Genomic DNA, 16784 nt, shown 5'->3' on the forward strand with positions numbered 1-16784 from the left:
ACTATAACATATAAACTTAAAGTATAGAAGAAAAACTGTCCGTTTTTTATCGGACAGTTCCTCATTAAATGCCACTAATTCTTTGCTTAGCCAAACTTAATGCAATCTTACTACTTTTTTCTATAGAAAAAAGTATCCTCCGGTTCAAATCCGTATTTAGTAGGATTAAAAATTTGTTCTGTACTGCCGACAAAAAGTATCCCACCAGGACGTAATGAGTTGCTAAAACTTTGGTAAATTTGGTCTTTAGCTTCTTCAGTAAAATAAATCATGACATTGCGACAAATAATCAGATCGAGATTTTTCTCGTATGTATCCATTAAAAGATTATGCTTTTTAAAGGTAACTGTTCGTTTAATAATATCATCTATTTTATAAAATGAAGTTTGCTTCTCAAAATACTTATTCTTCATTTCAACTGGTACCTCGGCCAATGACCTTTCAGGATAGATACCTACCTTCGCTCTTTGGATTGCATTTTCATCTATATCAGTCGCTATAATTGATATCTGAGACAATGGTAGATGGTTTGAAAGCACCATGGCTGTAGTATAGGGCTCTTCTCCTGTTGAGCACGCAGCACTCCATATTTTTAATCGCTTATTTTCGGCTAACAGCTTTGGAAAAATTTTTTGTTGTAATACTTCCCATCTCTTACTGTTTCGATAAAATTCTGATACATTAATAGTCATCCTGTCTAAAAACTCATTCAGAAGATCTCGGTCTTTGTCTATCGCCTCAAAGAAAGAAATAAAATTCTTATAACCTTTTTTTTCATATAATGACGTTAAGCGACGTTTCATTTGGGCTTCCTTATATAAAGCTAAATCAATACCAGTTTTTCTTTTAATAGATTCGACAAATTTTATGTAATCTTGCAAATAATATCGTTCCCTTCCACTAGCCTATCTATAAAGTATAGCGCAATCTATTCGTTTAGAATATAGTTAAAAAACAGAGAAATATGAACATTTACTTTAAATTCTTTTTTGTTAGATAAAATATAAAACATAGGATTAGAAGGAATTTAGCAAAGATAAGCAAACACATAGATAGGAGGTGGTGGTCTCTTAGTAGTTGAGTAAAGAAGTTCTACCAATGGATAAATGAAAAGGTAAAAGGAATCAATCATTGCATTTAATTTACGGACAACTGGTGCTTTGGCCAAGTGGCTTAAACATTAGCATTTCAAGTTGTTCACATTCATTGATTAGACTTTTAGTCATCAGGATACTCAGCACTATTTAAATATGCCGACAATGGTCGATTGAAATGGAAGGCGCGAAGACTCTTAAGCTAACAGCACAAGGCGAAGCACCGGGTCTGAGCGTAGAGAGGAAGAAGGCTGAGGCCGTGCCCGAAATGGAATTCGACAATTTCTTATATGTATTGTAAATAAAAAAAGACTATAAACAATTTCAAATTTCTTTGAGTTTGTCTACAGTCTGAAACCAACTCTCCATTAAGAGAATTGGTTTTATTCATACATTTTAATTAGTTAATCCATTTGTTAGCATCTTTAGAGTAAGATACTAGCTCTTCTTGCTTGAAGAATAATCCAATTTCACGCTCAGCGCTTTCAGGTGCATCAGAACCGTGGATAATGTTTTTTCCAACAGTTACTGCGAAGTCACCACGAATAGTTCCTGGAGCAGATTCTTTTGGGTTAGTAGCACCCATCATTAAACGAGCTGTAGAAATAACATTTTCACCTTCCCAAACCATTGCAAAAACTGGTCCAGAAGTGATGAAGTCAACTAGTTCTCCGAAGAATGGACGTTCTTTGTGCTCACCGTAGTGTTGTTCTGCTAATTCAGTAGGAATTTGCATTAATTTTGCTCCAACTAATTGGAATCCTTTTTTCTCGAAACGACTAACGATTTCTCCAATTAAGTTACGTTGTACGCCGTCAGGTTTTACCATTAAAAATGTTTTTTCCATCATGAACACTCCTTCAAATATAAAATGGATTTTATTTCTCCACCGTTAAAAATACTAACATTACAGTCAATTAATTTCAATTAAAAGTTGCGTTTGCTCATAAATAATGCAACATTTTGCAAAGATTTCTTGGCAGAGTTTGTTGGAAGTTGTTTTACTTCATACAGTGCCTTTTGTAAATACATATTACTTATTTGTTTAGCGCGTTTTATACCATCCGATTGACGAATCTCGTCAAGTAATACTTGCATCTCTCGCTCTTCAATTTCACCATCAAAGACTTTTTGCAATAGCGGATGGATAGTTGGATCGTTCTTTGCGTAAATAACAGGTAAAGTAATATTTCCCTGCAACAGATCACCACCAGCTGGTTTACCTAGCTCTTCCTCAGTGGATGTAAAATCTAAGATGTCATCAATAATCTGAAAAGACATTCCCACATAATAACCAAATCTCTTTAAATGCCTAACAGTCTTTTCATCTGCTCCGGATGAAATAGCACCTAATTCGCAGCTAGCCGAGATGAGAATTGCAGTCTTTCTTTTTATTCTTCTTAAATAATCTCTAACTGTCTGATCAACAAAACCCTTGTCCTCAATTTGAATAATCTCCCCGATACAAAGCTCAACCATCGTGTGCGAGAGAACTTCGTGGGCGTATGTATTTTTTACTGCTGTTATGTATTCAATAGCCTTAGCAAAAAGAAAGTCACCTGTATACATAGCTACTCGGTTGTTCCACTGGGACTTCACCGTTTCTCGGCCTCTTCTAGTTTCAGCATCATCTATTACATCATCATGGACTAAAGATGCCATATGAATCAATTCGACAGAAACAGCAACTTGCTTAATAGACTCTATAGAATAGTTTCCAAATTTAGCGGAAAGCAGTACAAACACGGGGCGAATTCGTTTTCCCCCTGCTAGCAACAAATGAAGCGAGGCCTCATTCAATAAGTGGGAGGAAGAATTCACAGCTGCTGCTAATTCATTTTCAATGACTTCCAAATCCGATTTAAGATCGGAATAAAGCAGTTTTAATCTCATCTTATCCACAGAAACAAACCTTCCCCCACTTAAAAATCTTTCTTAAAGCCAATATGTCTGGCTGCTGCCCCACCGCTGTATGGTTTACTATTAACGTTAACCATTCCTACCGTTTCAAATAATTTGGCCAGTTCCGCTCTATTAGGAAATTCCTTTGCAGACTCTTGTAACCAAGAATACTCTTTGTAGCTCTTAGCAAAAAGCTTTCCAAAAACTGGCATGATATATCTAAAGTAAAAGCGGAATCCAGCATTAAAGAGCTTCGAATCCGGCTGAGAGGTTTCTAAACAAACAATCATACCGCCTGGTTTAGCTACTCGATTCATTTCTTGCAACACTTGTTTATAATCCGGAACATTTCGTAAACCAAATCCAATAGTTACATAGTCGAATGTATTGTCTTCAAAGGGCAACTCCATAGCATTTCCATGAATCAATTCTATTTGTGGAATTTCCTTTACTTTTTCTTTTCCTACATTCAGCATATTTTGACTAAAATCTAGCCCTTTAACTGTTCCTGTAGGACCTGCCTCTTTCGCTATTGCAATTGTCCAGTCCGCCGTACCACAGCAAACGTCTAAGGCGCTGCTTCCTTCTTTAACCTGCATTGCTTTCATCGTATCGCTGCGCCAAATTTTGTGCTGTTGAAAGCTTATGACAGAATTCATAGAATCGTAGTTCTCAGAGATTTTCTCAAAAACTTCATGGACATGCTGTTCTTTTGTTTTTCCCATGTGTTAAACCTTCTCTCAACTGCTTTTTAAAGCTTGTTCGGTCACTCGCTCTAAAATCGCATGCTTTACATTTTCTTTTAATATATTCGAGTATCTTACATCGCGCACCAAATTTTTTTCAACCGCTTCCATTTCAGCGCGAAGAGTTTCTATCTTAGTCTGTAGTAGGAATGAGTTTCGGATATAAAATGTTTCTTCCCTATTTTCATAAGCAGTTAACTCTCTTCTTAGAGCTAGGAGAAGTAAAGCTTCTTTCATGATAAATACATACTCATTGTAGGAAAAGTGCTCCATAAATTGTTCAATTGGCTTACTTTCGATCAATTGAATAGATTGCATAAGTTCTCCATATGAGTAATCTAAGTGATCATAAAATCTTGTTTTATGCTCCGTGATAGATGAGACTCCTGAGGAAAAGATTTGAATTAACTCAATTTGCTTCCCCTTAGCTAATAGCTGATAATATTTCCCACTATAATAATCTCCAGCTAATACTTGTAATTGCTGCTCTTTTGTCGTTGCGTTTTGTTCCTTCACCAAATCATGAGCGGCAAGTGCTGCAAAAATAAGGGATACGGCAATGGTTGATTGTTTGTTTGCTTCAGCCCATTCTTCCCCATTGAGTAGCGGTAAAAGTGTAAAAAACAAACGATCTTCATCAATAACAGGTATTCCTGCATATTTTAACAGAGTATTATGCTGTATTTGCATGAGAATATCTTTTTTATATTGTTCTATATGATGTTTAATCAAAGATTCATTCATACACTTTACTCCATTTCCCAATCGCAGTTAGCTTTAATCTGTCATGATCAAATATATTATAACTAGCGATTATTGGCCATTTAGGTTAATTATTTCTTAGAATCACTTTGGATAATTCCATTGTCTGTATGAATGGAAGCTTTACCTCTAATTTTCATTGCAGATGTATGCTCTGTAAACTGAGCGATCATTACTTCACCTGTATCAAGTTTTTCTGAATGGTGAAATTTAGTATCTGAGCCACGAGTCAAGCCTATCACTTGTACTCCATCTTCCTCTGCCTTTATAACGATAAAATCTGAACTAGACATTACAATAGTCTCCTTTGTTCATAATCTAAATTCATCATACCATATTATTTACTATCCTCAAAAGTAGTTATTTCATTCGGATAAACGATAAAACCTCTGAACGTTTAATCTCGTCTGTTTCGTATATACCTCTTGCTACAGCAGTTACTGTCTTAGCGCCTGGTTTTTTTATCCCGCGCATCGTCATACACATATGCTCAGCCTCAATGACAACATAAACGCCATGTGGGTTAATCATTTCCATAATGTCGTCCGCAATTGTAGAAGTAATTCTTTCTTGAAGCTGAGGTCTTCTTGCTGTAACTTCTACCGCTCTAGCAAGCTTACTAAGCCCTGTCACTTTTCCATCTCTAGGTATGTATGCTACATGTGCCTTACCATAAAAAGGTACTAAATGATGTTCACACATAGAGAAAAAAGGTATATCTTTTACTAAAACTAGTTCCTCATGCTCCTCATTAAAAACTGTTTTGAAATGTTCTTTTGGATCTTGATGAAGCCCTTCAAACATTTCTGCATACATTTTAGAAACTCTTTTTGGAGTATCCAGTAATCCTTCTCTTGTAGGATCCTCCCCAATAGCTTCTAAAATCATCGTCACTGCATCTTCTATTTTTTTCAGATTGACCTTCGTCATCTGCTGACCCCCTAGATAAAACTGCATAATATGTCGTATGTATCTTAGCATATGAAACGCAGATAAGAAATAATTTTCACTTCACAGACAACACAAATTAATATTATATAATAAAAAGAAAAGAACGGCTACCATGAAGCAAGCTTCACAGTAACCGTTCTATGTACTACATCATCCATTATTTTACTGCATCTTTAAGTGCTTTACCTGGTTTAAAAGCAGGCACCTTGCTAGCAGCGATGTCGATTTCTTTACCTGTTTGAGGGTTACGTCCTTTACGTGCAGCACGTTCACGAACCTCGAAGTTACCAAAACCGATTAATTGAACTTTTTCACCATCTGCAAGAGCAGTTTGAATTGATTCAAATACAGCTTCAACCGCTTTAGATGCATCTTTTTTAGATAAATCAGCAGCCTCTGCGACAGAGTTCACTAATTCTGTTTTATTCATACTATTCACCTCCTCTCAAAGGAAGATAAGCTTCAATCCTGTAAAAAGAGTATCACAACCGAAAACCCTTCGCAACACTATTTATCTGTGTTTGAGCAACTTTCCTAAAAAAAAAGGTAATTTAACAAAATAACGGGACTTTTTGCATAGTCGCAAAAAGCCCCAAATCATATTTATAAAATAAAGGTAACCATTCCTCGGTCTCCCTCATTTACCATTCTTTCAATTGTTTGACGCATTCTCTTCTTCGCAACCTGACTAACACTTTCTGTTTTATATCGAATGCTTTCTTTCATAACCTCTACAAGAGAAGTTCCAAAAACTTGTGTTTCCCATAATGCATCTCGGTCATGTAAGAACCCATGTTTTAAATCCTTTAGAAGCTGCTGACTATGAAATTCTGAGCCCAAAAGTGGGGCAAATTCCGCTTCCATATCTACACGAATAATATGGAGAGAGGATGCCTTAGCCTTTAAACTAACCCCGAAGAAATTATTTTGCTTAATAATTTCAGGTGCAGAAGGCTGGAAGTCTTGTATTGACGGCAAAGATACTCCATAACCAGTAGTTTTTGCTGCTTCAAGAGCATCGGCAAATCGATGATATGCTTTTTTAGCAGTTGAAGCCTCCTTCACAAACAAGAGCCAATCTTTTTTAGACGTAATCGGTTCATCTAGCCATTCATCGCAAACTTCTTGAAATACCTCTGGTTTAAGATCTATTTGAATACAAGCAGAGCCCCTACCTGGATCTGCTTCTATCACCTCTGCTGTTTTAATAAATGGTACTTCTTTAAATTTCGAAGCCAACTCCTTGACATCTCTCATTTTAGAAACAATTTGCAACCACTCCTGTAAAGAAGTCGTAATTTGATTGTTCACAAAATGATCTGGTTCCAATACATCTGTCCAATCAGGTTTTACCAGTTCAATATCCGTAATTGGAAATTCATAAAGCGCCTGTTGGAGTATGTACTGAATTTCATCCGCGGTCATTCTATCGACAGCGACTGGAATTACAGGCACCTCATGGTATTTTTGAAGCTCTTCACATAATTGTAGTGTTTCTAAATGGCCAGGCGTTTTACTATTTACAACAATAACAAAAGGCTTTCCTATTTCCTTTAGTTGAGTGATAATTTCATTTTCCGCTGATTCAGCTGCTCTTCTTGGAATATTATTCACAGTGCCATCGGTCGTCACTACAATTCCGATTGTGGAGTGATCGCGTATGACTTTGTCAGTCCCAATTCTCGCTGCTTCTTCAAACGGAATAGCGTCATTGTGCCATGGTGTATGGACAAGTTTTTGCCCCTCTTCACCTGAGTGGGTTTTAATACCATCAATCATATAACCTACACAATCTACTAATCTAATTTGCAGCCGCAGTTGTTCTTCTCCCAAGTATATATTAGTGCCATGGGCTGGAACGAACTTAGGTTCTGCAGTCATGATGACGTTTCCAGGAGAGCTTTGTGGAAGTTCGTCTTGTGCTCGTAATCTTTCTGATTCCTCAACAATATTCGGTATTACAACTAGCTCCATTACTCTTTTGACAAACGTAGATTTACCTACCCTAACCGGACCTACTACACCAAGATACACATCGCCATTTGTTCTTTCTGCTATTTGTTCATACAGTTTACTAGACATCGGTATTCTCCTTTCTTCGCAATTTAATATATGCACTAAAAAAACGTTTCATGCATAACACATGAAACGTTTCCTATGTTGTTATTTATTGAGCATAAAAACTGGTTCGTTATTTTCATCGACTGTATATGGCAATGAATATGCAGGAACAATTGCGAAGTTGTCTGTTAGCAGAAAACGTATATCATCACCTGGCTTCACATTGACTTCTGTGTCTTGTAGCATTCGATTTAGCTCAATCGAATAGTCTACATACACTTTTCCGTCTCCAGTAGCCACTAAAGGGAGCATTGTGTCGGAATAAGGGCTTTGAACAGATAATTCATTCTTGTAACCCATTTTTTTATAATCTAGCTTATAGACCCCTTCCGTGATTGTCTCAGCGATAGGGCCATAGCCATTAATACCTTTTCGATAGTTAATATCACGCAATGTATCTGCAATTCGCAAATCTACCAATTTAACAGTTGGATTTTCCTCCACGTCCATTAAAACATACTGATAAATTCCACCTGCTTCGAATGAATTAGCCGGAGTTTTTCCTAAGTACGCGGGAACAACTTTCTTAAAATCTATTGGATATTTTATATATTGATCTGTTTCCTGCTCACGTGTTTTAATAGGCAACAAACCACCTGAAGCTTCTCTAAAGCTCTCTACTGCAGTTTGAACGGAATTTAGCTGGTCTTCATAAGGTAATAGGTTTTCTGGCTCGTAACCACCTTTAAAACCACATCCACTTAATACTAGTACAACCATCGCCATAACTGTTAATAATAGTTTTTTCATCCGAATCTCCTTACTAAGCTTTTGTTGGATTGAAAATGATATAAACCATCGTGATAAATCCTATGAATAGTAATATGTATGCTATTAGACCAAAGATGAATTTTAGGATTCGGTTAGAAAATTTATTTTTAACAAAAAACATTAATAACATGGCCATAAACATACATCCCATGGAGCCAAAGGATATCCACATTTTGTCCATTGAAGAGACTAGTAACAAGAGTTTCCCCACCTTTCATGAAAATATTATATCACATGAAAAAAGAGTTGCTTTTGCATACAACTCTTTTTTATGTCAATTTTTAAAACGTCTTATAATCTTCCAATTCATTTTTTTTCGTACGGTGCATTAGTGAATCCACCGCTTCTTTCGGGTGTACATTTTCAAAAAGAACAGAGTGGAGTGCTGCTGTTATAGGCATATCGACTTCTTGTTTTACCGCCAGCTGATGAGCTGCTTTTGTCGTACGAACGCCTTCTACAATCATTCCTACTTCTTCTAGCACTTCCTCTAGACTTGCACCCTTACCAAGTAGATTACCTGCTCTCCAGTTACGAGAATGAACGCTCGTACACGTTGCTATTAAATCTCCCATACCTGTTAAACCTGAAAAAGTATAAGGCTTGGCTCCTAAACTAATACCAAGTCTTGAAATTTCAGCTAATCCTCTAGTAATAAGAGCAGCCTTTGCATTGTCACCGTAACCAAGTCCATCAACGATTCCAGCCGCTAATGCAATGACGTTCTTTAAGGCAGCCCCTATCTCTACGCCGATAACGTCATCATTGGTATAAACTCTAAAATAATTATTCATGAATAAATCCTGCACTTTTTCAGCAGCTACCATGTTGTCACTAGCCACTGTAATAGTAGTAGGATGCTGCAGCACTACTTCCTCAGCATGGCTTGGACCAGACAAGACAACAATACCTTCAACTAAAGATACTGGTATTTCTTCAGCTATCATCTCAGAAATTCGTTTCAAGGAATCTGGTTCAATTCCTTTAGAGACATGGATGAAAAGTTTTTTATCATTCATTAGCTTTACAAAGTCCTGACATACCTCTCTGATTGCTTTGGTAGGTACCGCAATTACAATCGTTGAAGCGTGCTCTATTGCTACTTTCAAATCACTTGTAGCTCTAAGATTTTCGGGTAATTTGGTATCAGGCAAGTACTGCTTATTGGTATGGTCTTTGAGTATTTCCTCTGCTTGCTTCTCTCTGTGTGACCATAGAAGACAATCATGGTTATTATGCGCAAGAACCATTCCAAGAGCCGTTCCCCAGCTACCAGATCCAAGCACTGTAATATTCGCCATTTTTAATCCCCCTTTATGCTATTTTAAGTTCTAGCTCGAGTAATAATTTTAATAGGCGTACCTTCAAAATCAAATGATTCACGAATACGGTTTTCTAAAAATCTTTCATAAGAGAAATGCATTAACTCAGGTTCATTTACAAATACAACAAATGTAGGTGGTTTAATAGCCACTTGGGTCGCATAATAAATACGTAATCTTTTACCCTTATCTGTAGGAGCAGGGTTTCTAGCAACTGAATCTTCGATCACTTCATTTAAGATAGAAGATTGTACACGCATCGCATGATTTTCGCTTACTTGATTGATGACAGGGAAAAGTGCATGAACACGTTGTTTTGTTTTAGCAGAAACAAATACTATTGGGGCATAATCTAAAAATTGGAAATGCTCACGAATCGATTTTGTCATTTCATTCATCGTTTTATCATTTTTTTCAATAGCATCCCATTTATTCATAACAATTATTACAGCTTTACCACCTTCATGAGCATAGCCTGCAATCTTCTTGTCTTGTTCCTGAATACCTTCTTCTGCATTTAGAACAACTAAGACGACATCCGAACGTTCGATTGCTTTTAATGCCCTTAGAACGGAATATTTCTCAGTAGTTTCATACACTTTCCCTTTTTTTCGCATACCCGCAGTATCGATCATCACATAATCTTGTCCATCAAAAGAGTACTCTGTATCAATTGCATCTCTTGTTGTACCCGCTATATCACTAACAATAACGCGCTCATGACCTAAAAACGCATTGATTAAAGATGATTTCCCTACATTTGGGCGACCAATTAGGGAGAACTTAATAACTTCCTCACCATATTCCTGCTCTTCTATATCAGGAAAGTTTTTCGCTACCTCATCCAATAAATCTCCTAGACCCAAGCCATGAGAACCGGAAATCGGAAATGGTTCGCCTAATCCTAAAGTATAAAAGTCATAAAGCATTTCACGCATATCTGGATTGTCGATTTTGTTTACTGCTAGCACAACAGGTTTCTTCGTTTTGTAAAGTATTTTAGCAACGTATTCATCAGCTGCCGTGACTCCTTCTCTACCATTTGTTAAGAAGATAATCACATCCGCTTCTTCCATTGCAATTTCAGCCTGTTGTTTAATTTGTTCTAAAAATGGTTCATCGCTTAATTCGATACCACCTGTATCGATTATATTGAATTCATGGGTAAGCCAATCAGCCGAGCTATATATACGATCTCGTGTTACTCCTGGAATGTCCTCCACGATAGATACACGTTCTCCTACAATGCGATTAAATATAGTCGATTTACCTACATTAGGCCTACCAACGATTGCTACTACTGGTTTTGTCATTACTATTACATCCTTCCAAACTTCGTCTAAGTTGTATTATACAACAAAATAATAAAAGCAGGCGACTTTATTGAAGTCACCTGCTTGAATAAGTTACATATTATGACGAAAAAAAGCTATTCTTACTTGTTAGTGAAGTCCTTTAAGCGGTCGCCTAGAACATCGCTAATAGAGAAGCCCTTGGATTCCTCTGGCATTTGATAATCAGCTAAGTTGAAACTATCTTCGTTCTCCACTAGCTCTTTAATGCTTAGTGACAAACGTTTTTCTTTGCTGTTTACATCTAACACCTTCACCTGTACTTCTTGTCCTTCTTTAAGTACTTCTTGAGGTGTACCAATGTGCTGGTGAGCAATTTGTGAAATGTGAACCAATCCCTCAACCCCAGGGAAAACTTCGACAAAAGCTCCGTAAGAAACTAAACGTCTAACCTTTCCTGTTAAAACAGAACCTTTTGAGGCCTTTTCTTCTAAATCAGACCATGGGCCAGGTAAAGTATCTTTAATAGACAATGAAATTCTTTCTGAATCACGATCTATAGATAAAACTTTTACTTTAACTTCTTGTCCTTCAGTTAACACGTCCGACACATTGTCTAAGTGCTCATGAGATATTTGAGAGATATGAACAAGTCCATCTACTCCTCCGATATCTACAAATGCACCAAAGGATGCTAATCTTTGTACTGTTCCTGGAACAACGTCACCGGGATTTAAAGCATCAAGTGTTTTATTTTTATTTACCGACTTTTCGTCCTCTACTACCGCTTTATGAGAAAGGATTAATCGGTTTTTGTCTTTTTCAAGTTCTACAATTTTAAAGGTTAAAACTCGTCCTTTATAGTCTTCAAAGGATTCAACAAAGTAATCTTCAATTAGGGAAGCAGGTATGAATCCACGCACTCCTAAATCTACTACTAGTCCACCTTTTACAACCTCTTTAACTTCTGTTTCAATAATTTCTCCGGTTTGGAACTGTTTTTCTAAAGTTTCCCATGCTTTTTCAGCATCAACTTTTCTTTTAGAAAGAACATAGTTTGATTCTTCTACTTTTGTAATCATAAGTTCTAGTTCATCACCGATGGAAACGGAGTCGGATGCTTTTTCAATATGCAGGCTAGATAGCTCGCTAATTGGAACTATACCATCGAAAGGTGCACCTTCAATTGATACGATCACAGATTTTTCATCTACCTGTGCAACCGTCGCTTTTACCAGATCTCCTTCTTTAAACTCTTGCGTGTTTAAGTTCATTTCTTCTGACATATGATATTCCTCCTTCACAACGTCTCTTCTCTATTTTATGCGAACTTTCACAGAAATACAAAAAGAAGCACTTTTATAATAGAAATTTATATTTCAGTTAGTTTTATATTGCTCTATTAGCTTAGCAATATGTTCCATTATTACTTCAGTTACTTCTTCAGCAGAGGCTCTTCTCTCTCTATATGGTTCCATATCAATTACTTCACCAAACACTATTTTTAAACGTTTAAAAGGTTTATAGGGTCCTATTATGGCACATGGCACTACATTTGCGTTTCCTCTCAACGCAAAAAACCCTGCACCAGCAAAGCCTTTTCCAAGTTTTCCGTCTTTACTTCTTGTCCCTTCAGGAAATAGTCCAACAACCTCTCCCTCTTTTAAAAGCTTTAACGCTTTACGTAAGGCATCACGATCGCTCATCCCTCTTTTTACCGGGAAAGCTCTTACTCCAGGTAGTATGCTTTTTAGTATAGGTATTTTAAAAAGCTCCTCTTTCGCCATAAAATTGACTGGCCGTGGAGCATTGATTCCAACAACAGGAGGATCTAGATTTTCTATATGGTTAGAACAAAGCAAGATTCCGCCCTCTTTAGGAAAATTTTCAGACCCTATCACTTCAAATCGATAAATCGGTTTTAAGACTGCAAAAACGACTGTTTTTGCAAAGGAATATAGCTCCAATCATACCATCCTTTCTTGTGCTAGCTGCATAATCTTATTAGAGACTTCCTTAATAGTAAGAGATGTTGTATCAATGAAAATAGCATCTTTCGCTTTTACTAAAGGAGATGCTTCCCTTTCGCTGTCTAATTTATCTCTTAAAGCTATGTCATGCATTAATTCTTCTAGGTTTGTATGAATTCCTCTTTTTTGATTTTCTAAAAATCTTCTGTTTGCTCGTTCCTCCACACTTGCAGACATGAAAATTTTAAGTTCTGCGTTAGTCAGTACGTGAGTTCCTATATCACGGCCATCCATAACAACTCCGCCATGCTTGCCCATCTCTATCTGTCTCTTTACCATTTCTTCCCGTAGATTTGCATGAGCAGCTACGACGGAAACGTTGGCAGTTACCTCTTTAGAACGTATTTCTTCGGTTACTTCTACTTGATCTAGGAATACTAGTTGTCCCTTTGGAGAAGGCTTAAGTTCAATAGAGGTTTCTTTCAGTAGCTCTGTTAGTTTAGTCCCATCTTGCAAATCTATGTTAAGTCCAAGCGCTTTATACGTAATAGCGCGATACATTGCTCCAGTATCTACATATGTATACCCTAATAATTCAGCTGTTTGTTTTGCTATTGTACTTTTACCAGCAGCTGCTGGGCCGTCTATTGCAATTTGAATTTGTTTCATTAATTTATCCTCCACTCTATACGCATATATTTTATCATATAACGATTCAAAAAAAAAAAGCCTGTAAATACAGACTTTTAATTTAGTCCTTTTTTTCGCAATAACAGCTGTCTTTCAAAGCAAAACCGTACGATTTGTTGCTTGTCTAAATCATCTGTATTGGTAAATTGAAGGGATGCAATCTTTACAGATTCTTTTTCCCAAATACGTACAACTAAAGCAGTTGTAAAAACGTATCTCATTTCTCCATTATTAAAAGGTAGGGGAATAATAAGAGAAACTTCATCATTTGCATTAAATTTCACATCAAAGGGAATGATAATAGCCACACCACCAGCACTAATATCATCAGTTACAAATTGGTATTTTTCATCTCCAAATTCAACTGCGATATCTATGGGAGAAACAACCCTAACAAAATTTCGACGTTGAATTTTCATGAAATCAGAGGATTCAGGATAAGGAAGTCTTATCATCGGAATTTGCCCCAACTTTCTACCTAGCACCTCTGTAGGGAAGGCATATACTGATTTAGCCTCCTCTATAAATGTAGCTCTTAGTTGAGTACCCTCTATCAATACGATTGTCTTATTCGTAACTGTATCTATAGGATAATCGATATATATAAACTGATCATCCATATCTACTACTTTACACCGATATTTTTCGGATTTGTCTGTGAATGTTGGCTCAAGTGTTAAATTAGTACCTAGTTTAATTTGCATAATTTTTACCCTCTTTAATTGTAATAATGACTTAATTATGACACTTAAAGAGGGATTTTTCTATATATTATTTTAAGGCAGTTTCTCCGATTGAAGAATCTCGTGAGTTTCCGCGTCGATATAGACTTTATAAGTTCCTATCTTATCGCTTCTAGTCAATAATTCGTAAGCAAGTCTTTGCTGTAATTCATCATTTTCTACATATGCCATCTTCTCTTCTTCAATTTTTAAATCATCAGCAAAAATTTCTTTATAGTCTAATGGCACCATTTTTTGACTAGCTATTTTTTCCTCTTGAATATATTCCATTGCATTTAAACCTAATAGCTCCCCATTATCTTTAGCTATTTTGAGATGAACACCATCCGCATAAACAATAGCATTATTTTCGGCATCCTTACGAGCAAATGCTAAATGCCAAGCAATTGTATTTTCTCTAAATTCTATCAACTCAGTATCCGCGAATCCAAGCCTCTTCATTTGGGCTAAAGCTTTTTCCTTCATACTCTCCGTATCGATTGAATTTTTATCGAAAGGTCTTTCCATTAAGAAAGATAAAAGATGGCCTCCTTTTTTAGTGAAATCCGCATAACCTATACGAATGCCTTTATGAAATTCAATATGATAAAAAGGATAAGGAGCATCCTTTCCGCTTTCTGTAACATGTATTTTTGCATCGGCTAACTCTGGGAAGAGTTTAGCGAATTTTTCTTTTACATCTTCAACGCTTACTGGCTCGTCCGAAATATGCTGTAAATCCTTTTTCTTTTGTTGATCGGTTTCACTCGCTGTCATCGGAAAATCACTTTCTGTATAGGCTTTAACCGAAGCACCAAGCGATTTCCAATTTTTTTGACTTTCCTTACTTAATTTATTTTGGACAAATGAAGTTACTATATAGTCCTTATTTCCATCATCTCGATTGGTAAATGCCCACTGATCTGATAAACTTCTCAAATTCCCACGGGCGTCTACCATGTTGGTTTGCCACTCTTCAATCGGTACTTTACCAGCTCGTACTTGAGCTGCTCCATTACCAATTCGAGTTAAATAGTTCATCCATCCAGATGAAGTCTCTTGGTCTATAGGCAATGCCGAGATGGAAGCTCTGATATCGGAAGAAAGTCTCCAAACGTCCTGTAGCGGACGATCTAATGATGCTTCATCCTTGAATATTAATGTCTCATCGATTGAATCGCTTAACTCTGTGAGCTTTTCTGAAGCAGAGTTTAACTGATTAGAATATTGACTTGCTAGAGCATTTTTAAGGTTTGTATTTTGCTCCTGCACATTAAAATGGTAAACAACAAATATGGCTAAAGCAGCTATAACTATTACCCATCCAAATTTTTTCATATGGTCTCCTTATGAGCAAAAAATATGCTGTCCGATTTTTTTGATATGCGGTCTTGACCAAATCCATTGACTAGTTGCTGTGTCTGGGTTGAAATAATAGATGGCATTTTCAGATGGATCCCATCCATTTAATGCGTCTAACACTGCCTCTTTAGCACGTTCATTTGGTTCTAACCAAATTTGCCCATCTGCAACTGCTGTGAAAGCTAATGGTTGGAAAATAACTTCACTAACAGTATTAGGGAAGTCGGGGTGCTCTATCCTGTTGAGAATTACTGCAGCTACTGCAACTTGCCCTTCATAAGGCTCCCCTCGTGCTTCTCCATAAACTGCGTTAGCGATTAGCTTTAAATCCCTTTCACTATATTCAGGTGGTAACTGCATATTAGTACTATCTGGTTTTTCATTTTTGACTTGATTATCTAGACTCTCGTTACCATAATAAGTAAAGCTTTTGCCTTTGTTAATTTGTTCATGTACATATGCTTTGTCAAATTTTGACGCTTTCACTAATTTCGATTTAGTACTCTCCCCAAGCATTCCATCGACCGGTAATCCATACTTCTCTTGAAAGTTTCGAAGCGCCCAGTAAGTTCCATAACCAAACTTGCCGTCAATTTCACCGGTATAGTAGCCTATATACTGTAATCTGGCTTGTAATTCGATTACATCGTCCCCATATGCTCCCCGCTGAACTATTTGTTCGGAGAATGCTTGAGTTGTTTGTTCTTTAGTTAACAACATATAACTGGCTGTACAAAATATTAAGCCAATTAGGATGTATTTAATCTGTTTCATATGACATCTCTCCTTTTTAACTAGCTTGGATAAACTGGATTAGTTTATACATATTAACTTTTAAAAAGGAGTCTTTCAGTAAGAGATAAATTAACTTATATTCGGAGTTCTTAGTTTTATTATGCAAGATTTATTCTTTAGCTATTAAGTACGCTTGTATTTGCTTACTTTTTTAATAGTTGATTTTCACCTGAAGCGGGAGCTTTTTATGAATTCTTGAGTAACTAAAAAAGTCCAATTTCAAAATTTAAAATTAAGAAATTGGTCTTTTTTTATATTAAAATTAATTTCCAATTTTAGTAGTA

19 protein-coding genes are annotated in these 16784 nt (G+C 36.5%); all 19 read right to left on the reverse strand.

Annotation, left to right across the window (positions count from 1 at the left end; translation table 11 throughout):
• Nucleotides 1-110: 110 nt before the first annotated feature.
• Nucleotides 111-881, reverse strand: a complete 771-nt coding sequence (locus D0S48_RS03665) for a CheR family methyltransferase (protein WP_151110167.1) — start codon at nucleotides 879-881, stop codon at nucleotides 111-113.
• Nucleotides 882-1494: 613 nt separating this feature from the next.
• Nucleotides 1495-1941: a nucleoside-diphosphate kinase gene (gene ndk, locus D0S48_RS03670; protein WP_151110169.1), complete on the reverse strand. Its 447-nt coding sequence runs from the start codon at nucleotides 1939-1941 to the stop codon at nucleotides 1495-1497.
• A gap of 80 nt (nucleotides 1942-2021) precedes the next feature.
• On the reverse strand, nucleotides 2022-2996 hold the full coding sequence (gene hepT / locus D0S48_RS03675; RefSeq protein ID WP_191963864.1) for a heptaprenyl diphosphate synthase component II: 975 nt from the start codon (nucleotides 2994-2996) through the stop codon (nucleotides 2022-2024).
• A 20-nt stretch (nucleotides 2997-3016) separates the two neighbouring features.
• Nucleotides 3017-3721 (reverse strand): demethylmenaquinone methyltransferase, encoded by a 705-nt coding sequence (locus D0S48_RS03680; RefSeq protein WP_151110171.1) that lies wholly within the window; start codon nucleotides 3719-3721, stop codon nucleotides 3017-3019.
• A gap of 15 nt (nucleotides 3722-3736) precedes the next feature.
• Nucleotides 3737-4486, reverse strand: a complete 750-nt coding sequence (locus D0S48_RS03685) for a heptaprenyl diphosphate synthase component 1 (RefSeq protein WP_144536899.1) — start codon at nucleotides 4484-4486, stop codon at nucleotides 3737-3739.
• Between the two features lie 89 nt (nucleotides 4487-4575).
• On the reverse strand, nucleotides 4576-4797 hold the full coding sequence (gene mtrB / locus D0S48_RS03690) for a trp RNA-binding attenuation protein MtrB (protein ID WP_144536901.1): 222 nt from the start codon (nucleotides 4795-4797) through the stop codon (nucleotides 4576-4578).
• A gap of 67 nt (nucleotides 4798-4864) precedes the next feature.
• The gene (folE, locus tag D0S48_RS03695) at nucleotides 4865-5434 is read right to left on the reverse strand and encodes a GTP cyclohydrolase I FolE (RefSeq protein WP_144536903.1); all 570 of its coding nucleotides are present in this window, start codon (nucleotides 5432-5434) and stop codon (nucleotides 4865-4867) included.
• 178 nt (nucleotides 5435-5612) lie between these two features.
• Nucleotides 5613-5885 carry an HU family DNA-binding protein gene (locus D0S48_RS03700; protein ID WP_144536905.1) on the reverse strand — a complete coding sequence of 91 codons (273 nt, stop codon included), beginning with the start codon at nucleotides 5883-5885 and terminating at the stop codon, nucleotides 5613-5615.
• A 173-nt stretch (nucleotides 5886-6058) separates the two neighbouring features.
• The gene (gene spoIVA / locus D0S48_RS03705) at nucleotides 6059-7537 is read right to left on the reverse strand and encodes a stage IV sporulation protein A (protein WP_144536907.1); all 1479 of its coding nucleotides are present in this window, start codon (nucleotides 7535-7537) and stop codon (nucleotides 6059-6061) included.
• 81 nt (nucleotides 7538-7618) lie between these two features.
• Nucleotides 7619-8326 (reverse strand): LptM family lipoprotein, encoded by a 708-nt coding sequence (locus D0S48_RS03710; protein WP_151110173.1) that lies wholly within the window; start codon nucleotides 8324-8326, stop codon nucleotides 7619-7621.
• A gap of 13 nt (nucleotides 8327-8339) precedes the next feature.
• Complete coding sequence (locus D0S48_RS03715; RefSeq protein WP_225321680.1) at nucleotides 8340-8546, reverse strand: DUF2768 domain-containing protein; 207 nt, start codon at nucleotides 8544-8546, stop codon at nucleotides 8340-8342.
• Nucleotides 8547-8628: 82 nt separating this feature from the next.
• Nucleotides 8629-9648, reverse strand: coding sequence for an NAD(P)H-dependent glycerol-3-phosphate dehydrogenase (locus D0S48_RS03720; RefSeq protein WP_151110175.1), 1020 nt, complete (start codon nucleotides 9646-9648; stop codon nucleotides 8629-8631).
• A 23-nt stretch (nucleotides 9649-9671) separates the two neighbouring features.
• Nucleotides 9672-10982: a ribosome biogenesis GTPase Der gene (der, locus tag D0S48_RS03725; RefSeq protein ID WP_144536913.1), complete on the reverse strand. Its 1311-nt coding sequence runs from the start codon at nucleotides 10980-10982 to the stop codon at nucleotides 9672-9674.
• 122 nt (nucleotides 10983-11104) lie between these two features.
• Nucleotides 11105-12247, reverse strand: a complete 1143-nt coding sequence (gene rpsA / locus D0S48_RS03730) for a 30S ribosomal protein S1 (RefSeq protein WP_151110177.1) — start codon at nucleotides 12245-12247, stop codon at nucleotides 11105-11107.
• A 93-nt stretch (nucleotides 12248-12340) separates the two neighbouring features.
• Complete coding sequence (locus tag D0S48_RS03735; RefSeq protein ID WP_151110179.1) at nucleotides 12341-12928, reverse strand: lysophospholipid acyltransferase family protein; 588 nt, start codon at nucleotides 12926-12928, stop codon at nucleotides 12341-12343.
• On the reverse strand, nucleotides 12929-13600 hold the full coding sequence (gene cmk / locus D0S48_RS03740; RefSeq protein WP_144536918.1) for a (d)CMP kinase: 672 nt from the start codon (nucleotides 13598-13600) through the stop codon (nucleotides 12929-12931).
• Between the two features lie 77 nt (nucleotides 13601-13677).
• On the reverse strand, nucleotides 13678-14325 hold the full coding sequence (locus tag D0S48_RS03745) for a flagellar brake protein (protein ID WP_144536920.1): 648 nt from the start codon (nucleotides 14323-14325) through the stop codon (nucleotides 13678-13680).
• A gap of 72 nt (nucleotides 14326-14397) precedes the next feature.
• Complete coding sequence (locus tag D0S48_RS03750) at nucleotides 14398-15681, reverse strand: PepSY1/2 domain-containing protein (protein ID WP_151110181.1); 1284 nt, start codon at nucleotides 15679-15681, stop codon at nucleotides 14398-14400.
• Nucleotides 15682-15690: 9 nt separating this feature from the next.
• Nucleotides 15691-16425 carry a spore cortex-lytic enzyme gene (sleB, locus tag D0S48_RS03755; RefSeq protein WP_225216089.1) on the reverse strand — a complete coding sequence of 245 codons (735 nt, stop codon included), beginning with the start codon at nucleotides 16423-16425 and terminating at the stop codon, nucleotides 15691-15693.
• Nucleotides 16426-16784 lie beyond the last annotated feature (359 nt).

The sequence above is a fragment of the Psychrobacillus sp. AK 1817 genome (assembly GCF_008807035.1).
GTDB lineage: Bacteria > Bacillota > Bacilli > Bacillales_A > Planococcaceae > Psychrobacillus > Psychrobacillus faecigallinarum.

What these genes read in the sequence shown, in the direction of transcription:
- ndk (WP_151110169.1), bottom strand. Translation starts at nt 1,941, where the DNA reads ATGGAAAAAACATTTTTAATGGTAAAACCTGACGGCGTACAACGTAAC.
- D0S48_RS03680 (WP_151110171.1), bottom strand. Translation starts at nt 3,721, where the DNA reads ATGGGAAAAACAAAAGAACAGCATGTCCATGAAGTTTTTGAGAAAATC.
- D0S48_RS03685 (WP_144536899.1), bottom strand. Translation starts at nt 4,486, where the DNA reads ATGAATGAATCTTTGATTAAACATCATATAGAACAATATAAAAAAGAT.
- mtrB (WP_144536901.1), bottom strand. Translation starts at nt 4,797, where the DNA reads ATGTCTAGTTCAGATTTTATCGTTATAAAGGCAGAGGAAGATGGAGTA.
- folE (WP_144536903.1), bottom strand. Translation starts at nt 5,434, where the DNA reads ATGACGAAGGTCAATCTGAAAAAAATAGAAGATGCAGTGACGATGATT.
- D0S48_RS03700 (WP_144536905.1), bottom strand. Translation starts at nt 5,885, where the DNA reads ATGAATAAAACAGAATTAGTGAACTCTGTCGCAGAGGCTGCTGATTTA.
- spoIVA (WP_144536907.1), bottom strand. Translation starts at nt 7,537, where the DNA reads ATGTCTAGTAAACTGTATGAACAAATAGCAGAAAGAACAAATGGCGAT.
- D0S48_RS03710 (WP_151110173.1), bottom strand. Translation starts at nt 8,326, where the DNA reads ATGAAAAAACTATTATTAACAGTTATGGCGATGGTTGTACTAGTATTA.
- D0S48_RS03720 (WP_151110175.1), bottom strand. Translation starts at nt 9,648, where the DNA reads ATGGCGAATATTACAGTGCTTGGATCTGGTAGCTGGGGAACGGCTCTT.
- der (WP_144536913.1), bottom strand. Translation starts at nt 10,982, where the DNA reads ATGACAAAACCAGTAGTAGCAATCGTTGGTAGGCCTAATGTAGGTAAA.
- rpsA (WP_151110177.1), bottom strand. Translation starts at nt 12,247, where the DNA reads ATGTCAGAAGAAATGAACTTAAACACGCAAGAGTTTAAAGAAGGAGAT.
- cmk (WP_144536918.1), bottom strand. Translation starts at nt 13,600, where the DNA reads ATGAAACAAATTCAAATTGCAATAGACGGCCCAGCAGCTGCTGGTAAA.
- D0S48_RS03745 (WP_144536920.1), bottom strand. Translation starts at nt 14,325, where the DNA reads ATGCAAATTAAACTAGGTACTAATTTAACACTTGAGCCAACATTCACA.
- D0S48_RS03750 (WP_151110181.1), bottom strand. Translation starts at nt 15,681, where the DNA reads ATGAAAAAATTTGGATGGGTAATAGTTATAGCTGCTTTAGCCATATTT.
- sleB (WP_225216089.1), bottom strand. Translation starts at nt 16,425, where the DNA reads ATGTTGTTAACTAAAGAACAAACAACTCAAGCATTCTCCGAACAAATA.